Origin of the sequence: Micromonospora luteifusca (assembly GCF_016907275.1) — a bacterium.
In the GTDB taxonomy this organism is placed as follows: Bacteria; Actinomycetota; Actinomycetes; order Mycobacteriales; family Micromonosporaceae; genus Micromonospora; species Micromonospora luteifusca.
In genome coordinates, this window is sequence record NZ_JAFBBP010000001.1 from 4,823,258 (window position 1) to 4,844,685 (window position 21,428).

Here is a 21,428-nt window from a genome sequence, read left to right on the forward strand (position 1 = left end):
TCCGACGAGATGGTGAGCTATCGCACCCCGGTCGGCCTCCTCGCCGGCCCCGCCGCACTGACCGGCACCTCCACCGCACCGGTAGCGGCCCCCGACACCACCGAGGCCACGCTCGCCGCCCCAGCCGATGCCGCCACGGCGGCCCCCACCGAGGCACCGGCTCCCGCCGAGGCGCCGGCTGAGCCTGTCGCGCCGGCTGAGGGCGCACCGGCTCCCACCGAGGCGCCGGTCGAGCCTGCTGACGGTACGCCGGCCGTACCGACGCGGGCGTGGTGGCGTCGGTGGACTCGGCGGCGGCAGCACCTGGCGGTCGGCGGGCTGTTTCTGCTCGCCGCGCTCTGGGTGACCAGCCGGATCTGGCTGGACCCGTCCGGCCGGGTGGCTTCGCTCTACACCGGTGACCCGGCGCAGGTGCAGTTCTTCCTCGCCCACTCGGTACGCGTGGTGCTGCACGGTGAGTACCCGTTCTACACCGAGCAGTTCAACTATCCCGACGGCGTCAACCTGATGGCCAACACGGCCGTGCTGGCGCTGGGCATCCCGATGGTCCCGGTGACGCTGCTGTTCGGGCCTGCTGTCTCCTTCGTGTTGCTGGTGACGCTCGGCCTCGCCGGCACGGCCATGGCCTGGTACCTCATGCTCTCCCGCCATCTGGTGCGTACCCCGCTCGCGGCCGCGGTCGGCGGTTGGTTCTGCGGGTTCTCGCCGGCGATGCTCTCGCACGCCAGTTGGCACCCGAACATCATCAGCCAGTTCCTGCTGCCGTTCATCGTCTGGCGAGTGCTGGTGCTCACCCGTTCGCGCCGGCCGGTCCGGGACGGGGCAGTGCTCGCCCTGCTGGTCACCGCGCAGGCGTTCATCAACGAGGAGATCCTGCTCTTCACGGCGCTGGCGTGTGGCGTCTTCCTGCTGGCGGTGCTCGTGCAGGAGCCGGCCCGCTGGCGGACCGCCTGGCGGCCCCTGGGCGCCGGTGTGGTGACCTGTGGGCTGCTGGCCGGGGCGCTGCTGGCGTACCCCCTGTATGTGCAGTTCGCCGGGCCGATGGCCTATCACGGGCTCAGCGACGCGGTGAAGGACTACGGCAACGACATCGCCGCCTTCTTCGCCCCCGGCTCGCCCACCCTCGGCGGCAACCAGCGAGCCAACATCAACCTGGCGCCGAACTACTCCGAGGAGAACGCCTTCTTCGGCTGGAGCCTGTCGCTGCTCGCCATCGGCATCGTGGTCTGGCTGCGCCGGGAGTTGATCGTCCGGGCGCTCGCGGCGACGGGCCTGCTCTTCGCCGTGCTCTCGCTCGGCGAGCGGGTCTCCTGGTGGGACCGGGAGCTGGTCAATGGGCCGTGGCAGTGGTTGGTCCACCTGCCGCTGCTGGACGCGGTGGTGCCGACCCGGTTCGGTCTGATCACCAGCGTCGTGATCGGTCTGCTGCTCGCGCTCGCCGTCGAACGGGCCTGGGCGTTGCGGCCGGCGGACCGGCGCACCGTCCGGGTGCTCACCGCCGCAGGACTGGCGTTCGCGCTGCTGCCGATCGCCCCGATGCCGCTGCGGATGGTCGGCAGGCCGCCGGTGCCGGACTTCATCACCGCCGACCGCTGGCGGGCGTACGTCGGGCCGGACCAGACGCTGGTGCCGATCCCGGTGCCCAGCATGGGCAACACGCACGGCATGCGCTGGGCGGCGGCCACCAACCTCGACTTCAAGATCCCCGGCGGTTACTTCCTCGCACCCCGAAACGGCAACACCGGTGACGCCGGTCGGTTCGGCGGCCGACCCAGCGGGGTGGGCCAGATGTTGGAGGAGGTGGCGACCACCGGCCGTACGCCGAAGCTCGACGACCGGCAGCGCCGCCGATTCACCGACGAGTTGCGGCACTGGCGGGCGGCGATCCTGGTGCTGCCGGTGCGGCAGCAGAACGCGGAGCCGCTGCGACGCACGGTCGAGGAGTTGGTCGGCCCTGGCCGCCAGGAGCTGGATGTCTGGGTCTGGGACGTCCGGGCGCTGACCGACCGCTCGGTCTGATGACCACCGGGACGACGTCACCGGTCACCTCGCCCCCGGCGGCGGCCCGCGCGGCCCGGCCGGCCTGGCTGTCCGACGTGCTGGTGGTGGTCGGCTATCTGGGGCTGGCCGCGGTGCTGACCAGCGCGCAGTGGGGTCACCCGTGGCGGCTGTTCCACCAGGCGGGTGACCAGATCCTCTTCGAGTGGATGCTGGCCCACGCGGCCCACGCCCTGGCCGAGGGGGAGAACCCGCTCTATGGTGCTGCGCTGAACGCGCCCGACGGGGTCAACCTGATGGCGAACACCTCGGTGCTCGGCCTGGGTGTCCCGCTGGCCCCGCTCACCCTGCTCTTCGGCTCCCAGGTGGCGTTCTGCGTGGCGGTCGTCTGCTGCCTCGCCGGCACCGCTGCCGCCTGGTACGCACTGCTGCGCCGCCGACTGGTCAGCAGCCGGTCCGCGGCGGCGGTCGGCGGGCTGATCTGCGGCTTCGCCCCGGGCATGATCGCCCAGGCGGGCGCCCACCTGCACATCGCCGCCCAGTTCCTGGTGCCCGCGATCCTCGCCCTGGTGTTCCGGCCCGCCTCGAATCCAGCACGCCGGTCCGACGAGCTGCGCGGGTCCGACGGCCTGCGCGGGTCCGACGGGCTGCGCGGGTCCGACGGGCTGCGCCGGATCGACGGCCTGTGGCGATCTGACGGCGTGTGGCGGCCGGGCGTCGGTCTCGGGCTGCTGCTCGTCTGGCAGGTCTTCATCGGCGAGGAGGTGCTGGTCTTCCTCGCGCTCGCGGCCGGAGTGTTCGCGCTGGGCTACGCGCTCGCCGACCGGGCGGCCGCCCGACGGCTCGCTCCGGCCCTCTTCGGGCGGCTCGCGGTGGCGGCCGGGGTGGCGGCGGTGCCGCTCGCGTACCCGCTGTGGTTCCAGTTCTACGGCCCGCAGCACTACTCGGGCATGGCGTTCGCCACGCGCGGCTTCCAGTTGGACGCCGCGTCGTTCACCGCGTCGGCCCGGCAGACCGTGCTCGGTGACGACTGGCTGCCGGGGTTGCTCTCGCCGAACCCGACCGAGGAGAACTCGTTCTTCGGCCCGGGACTGTTGGTCCTCGCCGTGGTGATCGTGATCTGGCAGTGGCGACGACCACTGGTCCGGGCGCTGGCTGGTTGTGGAGTGGTCTTCGCCCTGCTCTCGCTCGGCACCGAGCTGCGGGTGGACGGCACAGCCACCGGCATCCCCGGGCCGTACCGGCTGGTCGCCGGGCTGCCGCTGCTCGACCTCGCGGTGCCGGCACGGTTCGCGCTGGTCTGCGTACCGGTGCTGGGTGTGCTGGTGGCGCTGTCGCTCGACCGGCTGCGTACCGCGCGCGGGCCGGCCACGGCGCCGGGCCTGCCGGTGCGGTTGCTGTGGGCCGGCGCGGTCGCCGCCGCGTTGCTTCCCCTGGTGCCGACGCCGATCCGGGTGGTGCCGGTCGCGCCGGTACCGGCGTTCCTCGCCGACGGTGGCTGGCGTCCCCTGGTGCCGCCCGGCCGGACGGTGGTCGCGCTGCCCCCGGTCACGGGTGCCGGGCGCAGTGCGGTGATGCTGTGGTCCGCCCGCACCGGTCTGGCGTTCCCCGCGCCCGGCGGTTACTTCATCGGTCCCAGCGGTCCGGACGACCCGGCGGCCCGCTGGGGTGCCCCGGACCGGCCCACGTCGGTGCTGCTTCGCCGGGTGGCCGAGTCCGGCGCGGTGCCGGTGCTCGCCGACGCCGACCGCGACCAGGCCGTCGAGGACCTGCGGCACTGGCGCGCCGCGGTGTTGGTGCTCGGCTGGCTGGAGCACGGTGACGCGGTGCGCCGGACCGTCGACGACCTGCTAGGCCCGGGTCGACCGGTGGACGGCGGGTGGATGTGGGACGTCCGGGACCGGGTGGGTTAGTCAACCCACAAGTGCGCGGACGTCCCAGACCCAGACGTCGTCGACCCGTTGCGGCGACCCGAGCAGGCCGGTGACCAGTTCGCGTAGCACCGCCTCGCGTGGGTGTGCCCCGAGCACCACCACCGAGGCCCGCCAGAACCGCAGGTCCTCGATGGCCTGGCGGCGGTTCTCGTCGGTGAGCACCGGGACCGCGCCCTTGTCCATCGTGGAGTAGATGAGGGTGCTGGTGGGCCGGTTCGGTGCGCCGAAGACGCCCTCGCCCAGCTCGTTGGGGCCGATGAAGTAGCCGCCCGGGACGGGGAACTCCTGCCCGGTGAGCGCACTCCAGCGCAGTGTCGGCAGGCCGTGCACGTTGCTCGGGATCGGCACCGGTACCAAGGTCCGGCCCGCCGGCACGTACGGCCGCCAGCCGCCCGCGGTGATGAAGTGCGGCGGCGGGTCGATCTGCTGGGCGGGCAGCGGCCGCGGAAAGAGCGGCAGCACGGCGAGGGCGACCGCCGCGTACCCCACCGGGCGCAGCCACCGACGGCGGACCGCGACCGGCGCGGGCGCGGCCAGCTCGTCGGACGTCGCCGGCTCGGCGGTGCGCTGGGCCGGCACCCGCGGCCGGTCGGCCACCGGGCGCCCCTGGCGGTGCGCGGCGTCCCAGGTCAACGCGAGCAGTACGCCCACCGCGGCGGCGACCACCAGCGTCAGTCGGGTCGGCATCATCATCTCGACCAGCGGCAGGTCGTCCGGCACGTACGACCACGGGCCGCGCACACCGGTCTCCATGCCGTCGAAGCGCACCCACGGCCCGATCGCGGCGACGCTGAACACCACGATCAGCACCGCGACGATCCGCGTGGCCAGCGACCGGCGCACGAGCAGCACCAGAGCCACCAGCGAGAGCAGCACCAGCGGCCAGCCGAACCAGGTGTTCTGCTCGGTCAGCCCGATCGTCTTCTCCACGGCCGGGTCGCCGGCCCAGGTGTCCCGAGCGAAGGTGACGAAGGCGACCAGGTCCTCGCCCCAGTTGTGGAAGACGCCACCCTGCAGCCCCCGGTAGGACTGCGGGCCGTTGAACTGGTACCAGATCGGGTATGCCGCGAGCACCAGGGTCAGTCCACCGGCGACGCCGAGCCCGGCCAGGAACGTGCCGGCGGCGGCCCGGGTGGCCCGCGGTCGCTGCACGGCGTACGCCAGCACGACGACCAGGCAGGCCAGCGCGGTGAGCAGCAGCATCTCCTCGTTGATGAAGATCTGGTACGTCACCAGGGCCCCGAGGACCAGCCCGTTGCGCCGCCACCGGCCCGGCTCACCGAGGCGTAGCACCCGCACCACGATCAGCGGCAGCAGGAAGTTGGACACGAAGTTGGGCTGCCCATTGGCATGGTGGATGACTCCCGGCGCGAAGCCGAGGAACGCGCCGCCGACGAAGGCCGCCGCCCGGGAGCGCACCAGGTGGCGGGAGAGCATCCAGTACCCGGTGCCGGCGGTGGCGGCGAGGGCCCCACCCAGGTAGAGCGCGTACATCACCTGCGGGCCGAGCAACATGGTCAGCGGGGCGAGCGGCAGGGTCACCCCGAGCAGCGAGGTGTTGGCGATCATGTTCACCCCGTCCGGGGCGTTCTGCCGGGCCGTGAAGAGTGGGTTCTCCAGGTGCCGCACCGAGTACGCGCCGTGCGCGAACAGCCACTCGAACCAACTGTGGTCGGTGGGCAGGTGCGAGGAGACCCGGCCGGTCACGTCGCCCCAGTAGTTGAGGCAGACGAAGATGCCCAGCAGCACATAGGCTCCGAGGGCCAACAGGTCGGCTCGGGCCGGACGGCGTCGAGGCCGCCGTGTCGGCTCGACCTCGGCCGGGTCGGCGTCGGTCACGGGATTCAGCGAAGGGTCTACCACCGGCACGGCCACGACGCGCCATCGTACAGGCGAGGGTCCGTCGCTTTTGCCGGGCCGGTGCGCTCACGGCCGGTTTGCCGGACGTCGACCTGTCAGCGAGCCGTACGTGGTGACGAAAGGGCGGTCGTTGTCGATCATCGAGTTGGGTGAAGTCAGGGAACTGCCGACAGTCGCGCCGCCGGTCCGCCGGCCGCGCGCCGCCGGCCGCCCGCTGCACAACGCCGCCGTGCTGCTGCTCGCCCTGGTGGTGCTGACCGGCACGACCGCGCTGTGGCGGTTGCGACCGTGACGGGCCCGGTGATCGACCTCGGCGAGCTGCGGCACGGGGAGGACGCGGACCCGCTGCCCCGTCCACCCCGCGCCAACGGCCGGCCGCTGCGCTGCGCGTTGGTCCTGCTGCTCGTGCTGGTCACCGTCGCCTCCGCCGGACGGCCGCCCCGGCGGAGCATGGTGACGATGCCGGCACAGATCGCCGCCGAGACCTTGCTCGCCGACGACCTGTTCGTGGTCCTCGACCCGAATCCCGCCCAGCCGACACAGCGGCGCTTGAACGCCTACCGGCTGCCCGGCGGCGGGCCGGCCTGGCAGACCGCGGTGCCGGCGGAAGGCCGGTCCTGGGGGATCATGTCGATGGCCGGGATACTGCTGGTCACGGCCTACGAGAGGACCACGACCGGTCAGGGTGCCCTGTCCCTGGCGTTCGATCGGGAGACCGGGGCGTACCAGTGGCAGCAGCCGGGCAGCCCCATCCGGTTGGCCGACGGCAACCTGCTGCTGCAGTCCGGCGACGAGGAGGAGCCGGTCAGCCTGCGCGCCGTCGATCCCTGCTGCGGCACCGTGCGCTGGCAACTGCTCGACGCCGCCGCCCACATCAGCCTCCGGGACAACGGCGGCGGGGCGGACCGGGTGGTCCTCAACCAGCCGGACGGGTCGATCGAGGTCCGTGACGCGAGCACCGGCGCCGTGCTGGCCCGCGGCAACCTGGGCGCACCCGGCGGCAGGTCGCCCGGTTTCGCGCAGGTGGTGAACGACCTCCTTGTGTTCATCAGCGAGTCACCGACCACGATCACCGCGTACGGACTGGACCGGTTGGACCGGCGCTGGAGCAGCACGACCGGCCCGGTCGACTACGTACAGGACTGCGGTCCCGTCCTGTGTTGGCAGACCCGCTCCGCCGGGCTGCGGGCCGTCGATCCCGCGACCGGCCAGGAGCGGTGGCGCAGCGACCGCTGGGCGTGGCTCTTCCCGTACGACGGGCGGCTGGTGGCCACCGTGCTGGACAGCTCGGCCACCGCCGTGCGGCAGCTCGCCGTGCTCGATCCGATGACCGGCCGCGAGCTTGCCGAACTGGGCAGTTGGGAGCTGGCCCACTTCGCCCTCGGCGGCCCGCTGGTCGGTGTGCGCCGACACCCGGACGGTGGGCTGCTCGTCGCGGACTTGGACGTCCGCACCGGAGAGGCGCGCCTGCGGGACGTGCTGCCGGACGCCGCCGGGATCTGCCAGGCGACCGCCGGCGCCCTGCTCTGCCCGCGCATCGACGGCTCGTACCGGCTGTTCGAGATACCCGACTGATCACCAGTTGGCCTGGGCGGGCGGCGGGGGCAGCGGCACCGACGCGGGTCGCAGCACGTACGTCACGCCCCCGCTGCCGCGCTGCCAGACCGCCTCGAACCGCTGCCGGGGCACGGTCCGGCGGACCGCGTCGTCGTCCGGGGCGTACGGGTCGTTGAGCACCGGGTCGCCGTCGACGGTGAAACCGACAAGCACCATCAGGTGGCCGCCGGTGTCGTAGGCGAGCCCCGGCACCTCGTCGGCCCGGAACGCGGCGGAGACGATCAGGGGGATGCCGGCCGCGATGAACGCCTCGGCCTCACCCAGTGACCGTAGCCGGGTGACGAACGCGTCCACCCCGTGCAGACCGGCGTACGCGGTGTTGAACGGCCAGTTGCCGGCCCCGGCGTACGCGTGGTCGTAGCAGTGCCGGGCGGCGTGCACCACCACCGGACGTGGGCCGGACGGCTCCACCCAGGCGTAACGCTCCGGTGCCGGCTCGGCACCCCAGTAGGCGAGCACCATGGACGTGCAGGTGGGGCTGCACCAGGAGTCGCCGCCGCCACCCCACTGCGGGTACTGGCCGGCGTGCAACCGTTGCGAGTACCGGGGCACGTCCAGCACCCGCCCACGGGCGTCGACCGAGTCGGGTCCCTGCTCGTACCCCTGGTCGGTCGCAGTGGCGCCGGTGGCGACCGCGCCGATGCCGCGCAGCACCGGGCCGGTCGGGCTGCCGGCCGGCCGGCACAAGGTCACCCGCGCCTGCCAACCGGTGACCGTCGCGCCGGTCACGATCAGGGTGTCGGTGTCGACCCGGGCGTCGCCGTCGCGTTGCCCCGGCACCGAGGTGCGTCGAACCGCGTGGTCGCCCGCAGCCCAGCGGGCCAGCAGATACCAGTCGGTGCTGGCGGCGTCGTCGTGCCAGCCGCGCAGCTCGACCTCGATCCAGCAGTCGTCCGGGGTGTCGGCGGTCCAGGACGGCACGACCTCGGCGACCGGGAAACCGACAGGCACCGGCGGTGCCGTCCAGGTCCCACGCTCGACGGCGCCGTCGAGGGTCAGGCCCCGATCGGTCGCGAGCAGACCGTCGCCGCTGCCGGCCGTCGTGTCCGCCGGCAGGTGGAAGCCCCGGTAGGCGATGTCGCGCCGGGTGGGTGGTGCCGCGATGGTCATGATCGGTCCGTCCGTCGCTCGGTGCCGCCGCACAGCATCGCGTACGCCGCGGTGGTCCGCAACGCCGCCCGGCGCGGGCGGCGAGGGACGATGGTTGCCAGCCGGCACTAGGTTGTCGGTGGTCAGCAGCGAGGAGGCCGGGGATGCGGGTACTGGTGGTGGAGGACGAGCGCAACCTCGCCGACGCGATCGCGCGCGGGTTGCGCAAGCGGGGGATGGCGGTCGACGTGGCGTACGACGGCGACGCCGGCCACGAGGCGGCGTTCGTCACCCGCTACGACGTGGTGGTGCTGGACCGCGACCTGCCGGGCGTGCACGGTGATCAGATCTGCGCCGATCTGGCCGCCTCCGGCGCGTTGACCCGGGTGCTGATGCTCACGGCGAGCGGCACGGTGGCCGACCGGGTGGAGGGGTTGCAGCTCGGCGCGGACGACTACCTGCCCAAACCGTTTGCCTTCGACGAGTTGGTCGCCCGGGTGCAGGCGCTGGGCCGGCGGGCCACCCCGGCCGCGCCGCCGGTGCTCGAACTGGCCGACCTGGTGCTCGACCCGGCCCGCCGGGTGGCGACCCGCGCGGGGGTGCCGGTCGACCTGACCAACAAGGAGTTCGGGGTGCTCAGCGAACTGCTCAAGGCGCGCGGCGCGGTGGTTTCCAGTGAGGAGCTGCTGGAACGGGTCTGGGACGCCAACACGGACCCGTTCACCACCATCGTCCGGGTCACCGTGATGACGCTGCGCAGGAAGCTCGGCGACCCGCCGCTGATCGAGACGGTGGTGGGCGCGGGCTACCGCACGGCCGAGGTGGGCCTGTGAGCCGCAGGGTGCGGCCCACCCTGCGGCTGCGGCTGACCCTGCTCAACGGGGTGCTGCTGGTCGGCGCGGGGGCGATCCTCGTGCTGCTGGCCTGGCTGTTGGTCCGTGACGCGCTGCGGCCCACCGACGAGCTGCTGCCCGGCACGGTCGTGCTGCTCTCCGACGGCCGACGGATGGACGCCGGCGAGTGGCAGCGGCAACTGGTCGACGCCGCGTCCGGGGAGTTGTTGGCCAAGGGACTGGTCGCGCTGCTGGCGATCAGTGTGGTCGGGGTGGCCGGCGCGTACGCGGTGGCCGGTCGGGCGCTGCGCCCACTGCACCAGGTCACCGCGACCGCGCAACGGCTCGGCGAGGCGACCCTGGACCAGCGGATCGGCTACTCCGGCGCCGACGACGAGGTGGCCGAGTTGGCCAAGACGTTCGACGCCATGCTGGACCGGATCGCGTCGGCGTTCGAGGCGCAGAAGCGCTTCGTGGCGAACGCCTCGCACGAGCTGCGTACCCCGCTCGCCGTCATGCGCACCGAGATCGATGTGACGCTCAGCGATGACGACGCGGACGCCGCCGAGTATCGACGGATGGCGACAGTGGTCCGGGACGCGTCCGAACGTGCCAACGGCCTGGTGGACGCGCTGCTGGTGTTGGCCCGCAGCGAGGCGCAGGCTGGGCGGCAGCTGGGCCGGCGTACCGAGTGTGACCTTGCGGCCGGCACCGCGAACGCGCTGTCGGCGATGCGCCGCGAGGTGGAGCGGATCGGCCTGCGGGTGCAGACGTCGTTGGAGTCCGCGCCCGTCGTCGGTGACCCGGGGCTGCTCGACCGGTTGGCCGGCAACCTAATCGAGAACGCGGTCCGCTACAACCACCTGCACGGCCGGCTCTGGGTGCGTACCGGCACCGACGGCGACCGGTCCTGGCTGGTGGTGGGCAACACCGGGTTCGAGGTGGACCAGGCCGACGTGCCGGGGCTGTTCGAGCCGTTCCGGCGCGGCGGCCGGGAACGCACCGGCGCCCGCGGCTCCGGCCTGGGGCTGTCCATCGTCCGGGCGGTCTGCACGGCGCACGGCGGCACGGTACGGGTCATCGCGCAGCCCGGCGGTGGCCTGGAGGTGACGGTCACCCTGCCGTCGGCGGACGCTCCGGCGGTCAACGGGTCGGTGCCCAGCCACGGCTGACGGGGTTGCGCGCAGCGCTCGGCCGCTGGCAAGATCACTGCGTCAGCCCAAGAAGCGAAGGGGGGTGCGTCGATGTCCACCAACCATGACTCCGCACCCCGGGTCTGCGTCGGCTGACTCCCGGAAGCGGAGCGTCCCATCCCGTTCGGAGGGAACACCCGTGTATCCACGGATCCGCAACATCAGTTTTGACTGCCACGACACGTACGCCCTGGCTGGCTTCTGGGAAGCCGTGCTCGGCTACGCCCCGCACGGCGAGAACGCCTCCGGTGAGCCGGAGGCAGCCCTGCTGCCGCCGGACGCCGCCACCCCGAACCTGTTCTTCCAAGAGGTGCCGGAGGACAAGGTGACCAAGAACCGGCTCCACATCTGCCTGGAACCCGTCGACCGGACCAGAGATGAGGAGGTCCAACGGGTGCTCGGCCTCGGGGCCACCCTGGTCACCGACTGTCGGAACGCCGATGGCACGGGTTGGGCGGTGCTCGCCGACCCGGAGGGGAACGAGTTCTGCGTGCTGCGCAGCGCCGGGGAACGTGTCGCCACCACCACTGTGGAGGAACAGCTGTGAGTTCGACGATCCACAACATCAGCATCGACTGTCACGACACGTACGCCCTGGCCGGCTTCTGGGCGCAGGTCTTCGACTGCCCCCGGCAACCTGACGACTTCCCCGGTGACCCGGAGGCCATGCTCCTACCGCCGGGCGGCCCGGAGGTGCTGTTCATCGCCGTGCCCGAGGGCAAGGCGGTGAAGAACCGGCTGCACCTCGACCTGCAACCCGCCGACCGGACCCGGGCCGAGGAGGTCGAGCGGTTGCTCGGCATCGGCGCGACGCTCGTCGCCGATCACGTCGGCCCGACCGGCGGAGGCTGGGTGCTGCTCGCCGACCCGGAGGGCAACGAGTTCTGCGTGCTCGGCAACAAGGCTGAGCGGGCGGCGGCAGCGGCGGCGCGGGCCGCGGCGGGAGTCGGCGAACCGGCCTGACCGCCGGCGTACGGCCCGCGGCCCCGGTCATCGAAGGTGGCCGGGGCCCCGGAACCACTCTGCCGGGGCGGGGATCCGACCGGCGAGTTGCGAGCGCGGTGAGGGCGGCCCTGATGGCGCACCCTGGCTTTCGGCGACCCCGGCGAGTTGTGCGGTGACCGAACCCCAGCCGTCCGCGAAGCCGATCTTCTCGTGCAGGTCACGAGCGGCGGGATCACCGTGGCGGACGATGACCCGGTAGTCCGTGCCGTCCGGGTGATCGGGATCCATTGCTGATTCTCCTGATCGGTGACGAGGCGTTCGAGGCGATCCGTGCGCTCCGGGCGCAAGGGCAAAGTATTTGCCCATGATCGACCGGGGGCGGCGGGGCGGGCGGCGGTGGTGTTAGATGAGCGGCCACAGCGAGCCAGCGAAAGGCGTGGGCAGATGGACACGACGGCGACGGAGCCGGTGCGGGCGTACCTCACCGCGACCGGTGAGCGGCTTCGGGCCGACGGCTGCGAGGTGCGGACCGAGGACTGGGGCGGCGTACCGGTGCTGATCGGGCACCGGGGCGATTTCCGGATGCGGTGGATGGCGACCAAGCTGCACCTGTTCACGGTTGCCGCACCGGCGACGCTCGTCACGGCGGACGCCCTGCAGAGGTTCACCGCCACGGCGATGGACTACGTGTTGGCCCGCAAGGGGCAGCTGCGTGGCTTTCAGAACGGCGTGGCGGTGTTCCCCGCCCTGGTCGGCACCCAGGTCGAGCCGGCGGCCTCGGCGTGGGCGCAGGGGGGTCAGCAGGTGAAGTTCGCCGCGGTGGCCCGGCCGGTGGCGGTGGAGGTCGGCAGCGGGACGGCCAGCGCATACCGCGGCAACCCGGTGCTCGGCTTCATCTACGCGGCCCACCTCCGGAGCAAGCTGAACGCGTACTTCCCGGTGGTCTGAGCCTGAGCGGTCCGGTGGAGTACGGCACGGGGCCTCGGCCACCCTGAGGTGGTCGGGGCCCCGGTCGCGTACGGCTCAGGAGCGCTGCTCGACCTGGCCCCGGATCGTGGCGAACTCGGCCTCCACCTGCTCGGCGGTCTTGAAGTAGATCACCACCATGCCCAGGCTGCCCCGGTCGACCCAGACGCAGACACCCAGTGGTACGTCTCCGGCGGCCTTGCCGTCGCCGCAGCGCGCGTCACCGCCGAGCGGGCCGGCCTCGGCCACCGCCATGTTGGTCACGCTCAGCTCGGTGGAGAGCCCGTTCACGGCGTCTTCCAGTTCTTTCTTCGGGTCCGTCATCAGGCCGGACACGGCGGCAACCATGACCAGATCCCTCTTGATCGGGTCACCGTAGAAGGCACCGATCGTGCTGGTCTCGTTCTGCACCTCCGACTTCATCTGGGTGACCAGATCGTCGGCGGCCGACTGCAGCTGCGGATCAGTGAGCTTCGGCCGGCCGGCGAGGGTCGCCGGCGCGACCACCCGGGTCTTGGTGGCGTCGACGACGTCGCCCACGTCGTCCTTGACAGCGAACCAGGTGATCGCCACCCCGCCGAGGCAGAGCACCAACACCACCGCCAGCACGATCAGCACGATCTTGCCGACGTTCGACTTCTTCGCCGGCGGCGGGCCGCCGGGCAGGTACGGGTCACCGTACGGCTGACCCGGCTGCGCGGGAGGGAAGCCCTGCTGCTGCGGTTGCGGCCAACCACCGGGCTGCGGCTGCTGCGGCTGCTGCGGCCAACCACCGGGCTGCTGCGGCGGCTGCGGCTGCTGCGGCCAACCACTGGGCTGCTGCGGCTGACCCGGCTGGCCGGGCTGCTGCGGCGGGGTGGGGGAATCGTGCGGCGGGCCGTAGGGATCGGCCGGCGGCTGAGACATCAGTTAGCTCCAGGTTGGGGGTGCAAAACGCGTGATCATAACCCAGGGCGGCTACCGGTGTTGTCCCTGCTGAAGCCCTCTACGACCGTCGGATGATCACAAACGGTCGCGGTGGCCGGCCGTCCACGAGGGACGATCCGACCACCGCGACGGTGGTGCTGCGAAGCCCTCAGGCGGGCAGGCTCGCCGCCCCGCGCGGCAGGAACCGCTGACCGGTGACCCGCTCGGAGGTGCCGGTCCGGTCCAGGTACGGGGTGACGCCGCCCAGATGGAACGGCCAACCGGCACCGAGGATCATGCACAGGTCGATGTCCTGCGCCTCGGCGACCACACCCTCGTCCAGCATCAGCCGGATCTCCTGCGCGAGCGCGTCGAGTGCGTTCTGGCGTACCTGCTCGGCGGTCAGCGGCTGATCACCGACGACGAGCAGCTTGGCGACCTCCTCGTCGATCTGGTCGTCGACCACGATCGGCCGGCCGGAGTCGGCGATCCGCTTGAGGTTCTCGCTGACGCCGAACCGGTCCGGGTACGCCGCGTGCAGGGTGCCGCCCACGTGGTACGCGACGGCCGGGCCGACCAGTTGGAGCAGGGCCAGTGGCCGCATCGGCAGGCCCAACGGGTCCAGTGCGCTGTTCGCCACGTCCAACGGGGTGCCCTGGTCGACGGCGGCGAAGACGGTGCCCAGGAAGCGGGTGAGCAGCCGGTTCACCACGAACGCCGGGGCGTCCTTGACCAGCACCGAGGACTTCTTGAGCTGCTTGCCGACCGCGAACGCGGTGGCCAGGGTGGCGTCGTCGGTCCGTTCGCCCCGGACGATCTCCAGCAGCGGCAGCACCGCCACCGGGTTGAAGAAGTGGAAGCCGACCACCCGCTCCGGGTGCTCCAGCTCAGCGGCCATCTCGGTGATCGACAGCGAACTGGTGTTGGTGGCGAGCACCGCCTCCGGAGAGACGATCTTCTCCAGCTCGGCCCAGACCTGCTTCTTGACGCCCAGGTCCTCGAAGACCGCCTCGATGACGAAGTCGGCGTCCGCGAAGGCGCTCTTGTCGACCGTGCCCGACACCAGCCCGTACAGCTTGGCGGCGGTGCCCTTGTCCATCCGGCCCTTGATGACGGCCTTCTCGATCTGGGTGTGCACGTAGCCGACACCCTTGTCCACCCTGGACTGGTCCAGGTCGCTCATCACGACCGGCACCTGGAGGCGGCGGGCGAACAGCAGCGCCAACTGGCTGGCCATCAGGCCGGCGCCGACGATGCCGACCTTGGTGATCGTGCGGGCCAGACCCTTGTCCGGTGCGCCGGCCGGGCGCTTGGCCCGCCGCTGCACCAGGTCGAAGGCGTACAGGCCGCTGCGCAGCTCCTCGGAGAAGATCAGGTCCGCGAGGGCCTCGTCCTCCGCGGCGGTGCCGGCGGCGAAGTCGCCGTCCTTCGCCGTCTCCAGCAGGTCCAGGGCCTTGTACGCGGCCGGGACCGCGCCGTGCAGCCGCTGGTTCAGCGTCTCCCGAGCGAAGTAGAGCACGCCCGCCCACATGTCCTTGTCGACCTCCGGCCGGGTCACGGTGGCCTGACCACGCACCACGCCGGCGGCCCACTCCAGGGACCGCTCCAGGAAGTCGGCCGGCTCCAGCAGCACGTCCGCGATGCCCAGCTCGGCGGCCTGCTTCGGCTTGAGCATCTTGTTCTGCATCAGCGGGTTCTGGATGATCACCTGGGTGGCGGCGGGGATGCCGATCAGGTTCGGCAGCAACTGGGTGCCGCCCCAGCCGGGCACCAGGCCGAGGGAGACCTCGGGCAGCGCGAGGGCCGCCGCGCCACCGGAGAGCGTCCGGTAGTGGCAGTGCAGCGCCAACTCCAGGCCGCCGCCCATCGCCGCGCCGTTGACGAACGCGAAGGTGGGGACCGTGCTGTCCTTGAGCCGGGCGAAGACCCGGTGGCCGAGCCGGCCGATCTCCAGCGCCTGCGCGCGATCGGCGAGCTGCGGCAGGCCGACGATGTCCGCGCCCACACAGAAGATGTACGGCTTGCCGGTGACCGCGATGAACGCCGGGTCGGCGGCGAGTGCGGCGGTGATCGCCTCGTCCAGGCTGGCCAGCCCGCCGGGGCCGAAGGTGTTCGGCTTGGTGTGGTCGAGCCCGTTGTCCAACGTGATCAGGGCGGCGGGTCGGTCCAACCCCGGTACGTTCACCTGGCGCAGCAGCGCCCGGGTGACGACCTCGTTCGGTGCCTTCACGCTGCCACCTTCGGTTCGCGACTGCGGGGCTCCCAGGCCCGGCTCACTCCTCGCGCTCACTTGTCGCCCTCCGTCCAGTGCGGGTTCTCCCAGATGACCGTGCCGCCCATGCCGATGCCGATGCACATCGCCGTGAGGCCGTAACGGACCTCGGGGTGCTCGGCGAACTGCCGGGCCAGCTGCGTCATCAGCCGTACGCCGGAGGAGGCCAGCGGGTGCCCGATGGCGATCGCGCCGCCCCACGGGTTGACCCGCGCGTCGTCGTCGGCGATGCCGAAGTGGTCGAGGAAGGCGAGCACCTGCACGGCGAACGCCTCGTTCAGCTCGAACAGGCCGATGTCGTCGATGCTGAGCCCGGCCAGGCGCAGCGCCTTCTCCGTCGACGGGATCGGGCCGACGCCCATCACCTCCGGCTCCACGCCGACGAACCCGAACGACACCAGCCGCATGGCGACCGGCAGGCCCAGCTCGCGGGCGGTGGCCTCGTCGGCGAGCAGGCTCGCGGTGGCACCGTCGTTCAGGCCAGCCGCATTGCCCGCGGTGACCTTGCCGTGGGGGCGGAACGGCGTCTTCAGGGTGGCGAGCTTCTCCAGCGAGGTGTCCCGCGGGGCCTCGTCGACCGTCGCCAGGCCCCAGCCGCCCTCCGCGTCACGGATGGACATCGGCACCAGGTCGTCCTGGAGCTTGCCGTTGGCGTACGCCTTCGCGGTCTTCTGCTGCGAGGCGAGCGCGAACGCGTCGGTGCGCGCCTTGGTGATGTGCGGGACCAGGTCGTGCAGGTTCTCCGCGGTGGCACCCATGACCAGCGCGGACGGGTCGACCAGCTTCTCCGCGATGATGCGCGGGTTGGGGTCGACGCCCTCACCCATCGGGTGGTGTCCCATGTGCTCGACGCCGCCAGCGATGGCGATGTCGTACGCGCCCATGGCGATGCCGCTGGCCACGGTGGTCACCGCGGTCATCGCGCCGGCGCACATGCGGTCGATGGCGAAGCCGGGAACGGTCTTGGGCAGACCGGCCAGCAGGGCAGCGGTACGGCCGATGGTGAGGCCCTGGTCGCCGATCTGGGTGGTGGCCGCGATGGCGACCTCCTCGACCCGCTCCGGCGGCAGCTGCGGGTTGCGCCGCAGCAGTTCACGGATGCAGCGGATCACCAGGTCGTCGGCGCGGGTGTTGGCGTACATGCCACCCGCCTTGCCGAACGGGGTACGGACACCGTCGACAAAGACGACATCCCGAACTTCACGGGGCACTTGAGCCTCCTTCTCGACCACAATTCGGCCTTCGTGCCGCCAGGCCTCACTCGGGCCGAATGAGGGTCGCCGACACGGGCACGTTGCCCCGGATGCTACTCGCCAGTAACCAGCCCCGTCCCCGCCCCCAACTGTGGCCCACCCCACAGTGCCCCCGAACCCCCTCCCGACCCCGCATCCGACTTATGTCGATCATGAGGTTGTGGTCACGACACGCCGCTGCGGGTGGCAATAACTTCATGATCGACGGGGGCGTGCGGGGGGCGGGGAGTGCGGGAGTCGGGGAGTGCGGGGGTCGGGATGGGGTCGTCGGTCAGGGGGTGGGAGGGTTCAGGGCTTCGGTCAGGTCTGGGGTGAGCAGCGCGATCTGCCACTCACGCGCGTTGAGGCCGCGCAGGGTCTCCGCGACCGTCTCCTCGGACAGCTCCTCCGGCGGGGTCCAGGCCAGCCGGCGAACCGAATCCGGGGTGATCAGGTTCTCCGGTGGCAGGTTGTGCTCACCGGCGATGCGGATGACCACCTCCCGGCTGCGAGCCAGTCGACCGGCCGCCACCGGGTCCCGTTCCGCCCAGCGGTGCGGCGGGGGCGGGCCCTCCACGGTCGGGGAGACCGGCAGCGAGTCCTCCGGCAGTTGCCGGGCGTCGTCGAGAGCGGCCAGCCAGGTGCGGGCCAACCGACGGACCGACCGACCGCCGAAGCCGGGCAGGGTCAACAGGGTCTTCTCGTCCTTCGGGTCCAACTCGGCGGCGGCGATGATCGCCGAGTCGGGCAACACCCGACCGGGCGCGGCATCCCGCCGGGAAGCGATCTGGTCCCGCGCGTACCACATCGAGCGGACGCGGGCCTGGGCCCGCGCACCCCGCAGCCGGTGAATGCCGGAGGTACGCCGCCAGGGCTCCGCACGGACCCGTGGCGGACGTGCCCCGGTGCGCACCAACGCGGCGAACTCCTCCGCGGCCCAGGCCGACTTGCCCTGCCGGGTCAGCTCGGCGTCGAGTGCGTCACGCAGGTCGGTGAGCAGCTCCACATCGAGGGCGGCGTACGTCAGCCACGACTCGGGCAGCGGTCGGCTCGACCAGTCGGCCGCCGAGTGGTGCTTCTCCAGGGTGAACCCGAGCAACTGCTCGGTCAGCGCGGCCAGCCCGACCCGCTCGAACCCGGCCAGTCGAGCTGCCAGTTCCGTGTCGAACAACCGGCGCGGACGTAGCCCCACCTCGGCCAGGCAGGGCAGATCCTGGCTGGCCGCGTGGAGCACCCACTCGGCCTCGCCGATCACCGCGTCCAGCGCGCTGAGGTCAGGCAGTGGCAGCGGGTCGATCAGCGCTGTGCCCGCACCGGCTCGGCGCAGCTGCACCAGGTACGCGCGCTGGCTGTAGCGGTAGCCGGAGGCCCGCTCGGCGTCCAGGGCGACGGGGCCGGTGCCGGCCGCGAAGCGGGCCACGACCTCGGCGAACTCGGCCGGAGCGGCCACCGGATCGGGGGTGCCGTCACGCGGGGCGATCAGCGGAACGGGCCCACCGTCGGCCGGGTCGACCCTCTCGCCCGCCGGCTGCGGCTGGGCCGACGGCGGGTGTTGGGGTGCGTTTCCCGGGGGTTCTTCGGCGGGCCGACGGCGCAGGGGTGGTTCGTCGGTCACCTGCCAACCCTAGTGCGCGCGGTGATCCGGTGGGTGCAGCCGGTCCGGCGTGTGTCGGTCAGGTGTCCGCAAGGTGTCCCTTCGGATGCCGGACATTGGGGGAGACAAAGCCCGTTCGCGCAGGTACGTTCCATCGAACCGCGACCCGTGACGCGTGACTCGTGACGGCTGCGGGGGCGACCACGGGGAGAGGCGCGGCGATCATGACGGCTGGCTTCGGTTCGGGGGACGGGCGACCGGCGGGTGCCGAGCCCGACGACTCGGGCGGCCCGGCGGCGGACCGGCCCGGGCCGCTGCCACCGCGCGTCGAGCCCTACCCGGGTGCCCAGCCGACCTGGTCGACGTCCCCGGCCGGCGGCACTGTCCCGCCCCGGCCCGTTCCGGCACCCCGCGCCGACCGGCCCGTCCCGCCCAACACCGGTCAGTGGGGCACCCCGTCAGTCGGGCCGTACGGCACGGGCGCTCCGACGGCGGCCAGCGGCTACCCACCGGCCGCACCCGGCTTCCCGGCGGCAAGTGGCTACCCGCCACCCGGCGGCGTCCAGCCCTCCGCCGCCGCTGGACACCCCGTGCAGCCCGGTTGGCCGGGTGCGACACCACCGGCCGTCCGACCCGCCCGCCGCCGCTGGCCGACCGTGCTCGCCACGTTGGCCATCGTCGCGCTGGCCGCGGTGGCCGGCCTGCAGGCGTACCAGCTCGACAGGCTCGGCCAGCGGCTCGCCGAGACCGACCGCCGTTTGGCGCAGGCCCAGGACGGCGACGGCGCCCGCCTCGACGGCCTGGACGAGCGCGCGGCGGCGTTGGAGAAGCAGGCGGGGGCCGCCTTCAATCCGGAGGCGGTGGCCAGCGCGGTGCTGCCCAGCGTGTTCCGGGTGCGGGCCGGCCAGTTCACCGGGACCGCGTTCGCGGTGGGCAAGCCGGCGGCCGACGGCGGGACCAACCTGTTCACCAACTTCCACGTGGTGGAGGCGGTCTGGGACGGCGGAGGCCGCGAAGTCTTCCTGGAACGCACCAGCCAGCGCTTCCCCGCGACCATCGTCAAGGTCGACAAGACAAACGATGTGGCACACCTGCGTACCAGCGGCAAGTTCACCGGCCTGGTCACCGCGCCCGCCGCGGCGAAGTCCGGCCAGCAGATCGTCGTCGTCGGCGCTCCGCTCGGCCTGGAGGACAGCGTCACCACCGGTGTGGTGAGCGCGTTGCGCCCCGCCCAGGGCGGGTCCGGGCCGGCGATCCAGTTCGACGCCCCGATCAACCCGGGCAACTCCGGCGGGCCGGTGATCAACGGCAGCAAGCAGGTGGTCGGCATCGCCACCGCCAAGGCCCGCAACGCCGAGGGGATCGGGCTCGCCGTACCGATCAAGGTCGCCTGCGACGGGTTCAAGATCTGCTGACCCACCCCCACCGCGCCTGCCGACGCGGGACCTGCCCACCTCCAGGAGCGAAGATGACCCAACCACCGCCCGGGCCGGAGGGTCCGCCGCCGGCCCTCCCCACACCGCCCGATGGGGACCGGACCGTGCCGCAGCAAGCCGTTCCGCAGTCGACCAGCGACGACCCGACCGTGCCGCACCCGGTCGGCCAGCCCACACCAGAGCCGTACGCCCCGGGCCAGGCCCCGCCGCAGTACGGTGCCCATCCGCCCGTGCCAGCGCAGTACGGCGGACCGCAGGGCCCGCCGGGTTATCCGGCCAGCACCCCGCCGTACGCCGGCCCGGTCTCCGCGCCGCCGGTGCCCGGTCCCGGGTACGGGCAGCCGCTGTCCGCGCCGCCGGTCTCCGGCCCCGGGTACGGGCAGCCGCTGTCCGCGCCGCCCGGGATGGCGCCGGCGTACGGCCCGGCCGGTGCGTCGTCAACCGGCCGAGGTCCTGCCCTGCTGGTGCTGGCCCTGGTGGCGGCGCTGCTCTTCGTCGTCAGCGCGGTGATGACCGGGCTGTTCGTGACGAAGAACAACGAGCTGAACCGCACCGAAAAGCGCCTCACCGGTCAGGTCAGCCAGCGCGACGACACCATCGCCGCCAACACCGCCGAGATCACGAAGCTGAAGACCGATCTGCAGGCCATGCAGGAGAAGCTCGACAACACCGAGCAGGACCTGACCGGCACCCGCAACGACCGCGACGAACAGGCCCGGCAGAAGGCGGTCATCGCGAGCTGCCTGGACAAGCTGACGACCGCGCTGGGAGCGGCGGCGGCAGGCAACAAGGGCGCGTACGACGCGGCGATGAAGGACCTCGACAAGGTCTGCGACGAGGCGGAGGACTACCTCTGAGCCATGCCGCCTCGGCTTCGGCCCCGGTCGTCATGGGCGTGGGGCGGGCTCGGGTGGGTCAGGCCGCGCCGGCGGGGCGGCGATCGGACAGGGCCGTGACCCCGGGTGGTGGCAGGCCGGCGGTGGAGGCGAGCAGTGCACACCAGCCGAGCAGGTGTGGGGTCAGCTCGTCGTCGACGGGCGTCCACGAGGCGCGGATCTCGATGTCGCCGACGGTCGGTGGGCCGGCGAGGTCGCCGAACCGGGTCGACATGGTCTGCGTCACCGTCCCGCCGATCGCCCGGTGGCCGGCGCCCTGGGTGTCCAACGCGTCGGTCAGCCACGTCCAGCCGACACCGGGCAGCAGCGGGTCGGCGGCCAGGTCGACCTCCAACTCGGCGGTCACATAGGTGACCAACCGCAGGGTGCCCTGCCACGCCTCGTGACCGATGGGGTCGTGCAGCAGGATCAGCCGGCCGGTGGCCACCTCGTCGCCGTCGCGCAGCACGGTCGCGGAGAGCGCGAACGTGAACGGAGCCAGCCGCTGGGGTGCGCCGACCTCCTCCAGAGTGATCTCCGGCCGGGGGGCCGCCGACCGCAGCCCGGCGACCGCGCGGGCGAACGTCTCCGGGAGCGCGATCGGGGGGGCCATGTCGGGCAGCCTATGCCGCCGTCGGCCCCCCTGCTTCGACGGCGCGCCGACACCCGACCGGACGG

General features: G+C 72.5%; 19 protein-coding genes. 11 read left to right on the plus strand and 8 right to left on the minus strand.

Translation table 11 applies throughout. The annotated features are described in order from the left end of the window. Nucleotides 1-9: 9 nt before the first annotated feature. Together JOD64_RS22035 and JOD64_RS22040 are read left to right on the plus strand one after the other, a co-directional pair. Nucleotides 10-2,019 carry a DUF6311 domain-containing protein gene (locus JOD64_RS22035; RefSeq protein ID WP_239561527.1) on the plus strand — a complete coding sequence of 670 codons (2,010 nt, stop codon included), beginning with the start codon at nt 10-12 and terminating at the stop codon, nt 2,017-2,019. Further along, a complete protein-coding gene (locus JOD64_RS22040) occupies nt 2,019-3,911 on the plus strand; it encodes a DUF6311 domain-containing protein (protein ID WP_204943943.1) in 1,893 nt (630 codons plus the stop codon). The genes JOD64_RS22035 and JOD64_RS22040 overlap by 1 nt, the downstream gene beginning before the upstream one ends. Here JOD64_RS22040 and JOD64_RS22045 read toward each other — a convergent pair whose 3' ends face one another. Continuing rightward, a complete protein-coding gene (locus JOD64_RS22045; protein WP_372434177.1) occupies nt 3,912-5,771 on the minus strand; it encodes a DUF6311 domain-containing protein in 1,860 nt (619 codons plus the stop codon). It lies immediately after the preceding gene. A 130-nt stretch (nt 5,772-5,901) separates the two neighbouring features. On the opposite strand from JOD64_RS22045, the gene JOD64_RS22050 reads away from it, so the two are divergent. Further along, nucleotides 5,902-6,084, plus strand: a complete 183-nt coding sequence (locus JOD64_RS22050) for a hypothetical protein (protein ID WP_204943944.1) — start codon at nt 5,902-5,904, stop codon at nt 6,082-6,084. Continuing rightward, the gene (locus JOD64_RS22055; RefSeq protein ID WP_204943945.1) at nt 6,081-7,367 is read left to right on the plus strand and encodes an outer membrane protein assembly factor BamB family protein; all 1,287 of its coding nucleotides are present in this window, start codon (nt 6,081-6,083) and stop codon (nt 7,365-7,367) included. The genes JOD64_RS22050 and JOD64_RS22055 overlap by 4 nt, the downstream gene beginning before the upstream one ends. On the opposite strand, the gene JOD64_RS22060 is transcribed toward JOD64_RS22055, so the two are convergent. Then, complete coding sequence (locus tag JOD64_RS22060; RefSeq protein ID WP_204943946.1) at nt 7,368-8,519, minus strand: C39 family peptidase; 1,152 nt, start codon at nt 8,517-8,519, stop codon at nt 7,368-7,370. It lies immediately after the preceding gene. A gap of 143 nt (nt 8,520-8,662) precedes the next feature. Between JOD64_RS22060 and JOD64_RS22065 the strand changes: the two genes are divergently transcribed. The 4 genes from JOD64_RS22065 to JOD64_RS22080 all read left to right on the plus strand — a co-directional run bounded on the left by JOD64_RS22065 (nt 8,663) and on the right by JOD64_RS22080 (nt 11,487). Then, complete coding sequence (locus tag JOD64_RS22065) at nt 8,663-9,331, plus strand: response regulator transcription factor (RefSeq protein WP_204943947.1); 669 nt, start codon at nt 8,663-8,665, stop codon at nt 9,329-9,331. Next, complete coding sequence (locus tag JOD64_RS22070) at nt 9,328-10,503, plus strand: sensor histidine kinase (protein WP_204943948.1); 1,176 nt, start codon at nt 9,328-9,330, stop codon at nt 10,501-10,503. The genes JOD64_RS22065 and JOD64_RS22070 overlap by 4 nt, the downstream gene beginning before the upstream one ends. Nucleotides 10,504-10,663: 160 nt before the next feature. Continuing rightward, nucleotides 10,664-11,071 (plus strand): VOC family protein, encoded by a 408-nt coding sequence (locus tag JOD64_RS22075; RefSeq protein WP_307813550.1) that lies wholly within the window; start codon nt 10,664-10,666, stop codon nt 11,069-11,071. Beyond that, entirely contained in the window at nt 11,068-11,487 is a 420-nt protein-coding gene (locus tag JOD64_RS22080) for a VOC family protein (RefSeq protein WP_204943950.1), read from the plus strand. The genes JOD64_RS22075 and JOD64_RS22080 overlap by 4 nt, the downstream gene beginning before the upstream one ends. 27 nt (nt 11,488-11,514) lie before the next feature. Here the strand turns inward: JOD64_RS22080 and JOD64_RS22085 are convergent, their stop codons facing one another. Continuing rightward, nucleotides 11,515-11,757: an SRPBCC family protein gene (locus JOD64_RS22085; RefSeq protein WP_204943951.1), complete on the minus strand. Its 243-nt coding sequence runs from the start codon at nt 11,755-11,757 to the stop codon at nt 11,515-11,517. 156 nt (nt 11,758-11,913) lie between these two features. Here JOD64_RS22085 and JOD64_RS22090 point away from each other — a divergent pair, with 156 nt between their 5' ends. Then, nucleotides 11,914-12,417 (plus strand): levansucrase, encoded by a 504-nt coding sequence (locus JOD64_RS22090; protein WP_204943952.1) that lies wholly within the window; start codon nt 11,914-11,916, stop codon nt 12,415-12,417. 75 nt (nt 12,418-12,492) lie between these two features. On the opposite strand, the gene JOD64_RS22095 is transcribed toward JOD64_RS22090, so the two are convergent. The 4 genes from JOD64_RS22095 to JOD64_RS22110 all read right to left on the minus strand — a co-directional run bounded on the left by JOD64_RS22095 (nt 12,493) and on the right by JOD64_RS22110 (nt 18,460). Further along, nucleotides 12,493-13,341, minus strand: coding sequence for a hypothetical protein (locus JOD64_RS22095; RefSeq protein ID WP_204943953.1), 849 nt, complete (start codon nt 13,339-13,341; stop codon nt 12,493-12,495). Between the two features lie 169 nt (nt 13,342-13,510). Further along, nucleotides 13,511-15,607: a 3-hydroxyacyl-CoA dehydrogenase NAD-binding domain-containing protein gene (locus tag JOD64_RS22100; protein ID WP_204946184.1), complete on the minus strand. Its 2,097-nt coding sequence runs from the start codon at nt 15,605-15,607 to the stop codon at nt 13,511-13,513. Between the two features lie 20 nt (nt 15,608-15,627). After that, nucleotides 15,628-16,824: a thiolase family protein gene (locus JOD64_RS22105; RefSeq protein ID WP_204943954.1), complete on the minus strand. Its 1,197-nt coding sequence runs from the start codon at nt 16,822-16,824 to the stop codon at nt 15,628-15,630. A gap of 313 nt (nt 16,825-17,137) precedes the next feature. Next, the gene (locus tag JOD64_RS22110; protein WP_204943955.1) at nt 17,138-18,460 is read right to left on the minus strand and encodes a ribonuclease D; all 1,323 of its coding nucleotides are present in this window, start codon (nt 18,458-18,460) and stop codon (nt 17,138-17,140) included. A gap of 203 nt (nt 18,461-18,663) precedes the next feature. Between JOD64_RS22110 and JOD64_RS22115 the strand changes: the two genes are divergently transcribed. Both JOD64_RS22115 and JOD64_RS22120 read left to right on the plus strand, forming a co-directional pair. Continuing rightward, entirely contained in the window at nt 18,664-19,854 is a 1,191-nt protein-coding gene (locus tag JOD64_RS22115) for a S1C family serine protease (protein ID WP_204943956.1), read from the plus strand. A gap of 53 nt (nt 19,855-19,907) precedes the next feature. Next, nucleotides 19,908-20,732 (plus strand): hypothetical protein, encoded by an 825-nt coding sequence (locus tag JOD64_RS22120; RefSeq protein WP_204943957.1) that lies wholly within the window; start codon nt 19,908-19,910, stop codon nt 20,730-20,732. A gap of 58 nt (nt 20,733-20,790) precedes the next feature. Here the strand turns inward: JOD64_RS22120 and JOD64_RS22125 are convergent, their stop codons facing one another. Next, nucleotides 20,791-21,363 carry a DUF3000 domain-containing protein gene (locus tag JOD64_RS22125; RefSeq protein ID WP_204943958.1) on the minus strand — a complete coding sequence of 191 codons (573 nt, stop codon included), beginning with the start codon at nt 21,361-21,363 and terminating at the stop codon, nt 20,791-20,793. Nucleotides 21,364-21,428 lie beyond the last annotated feature (65 nt).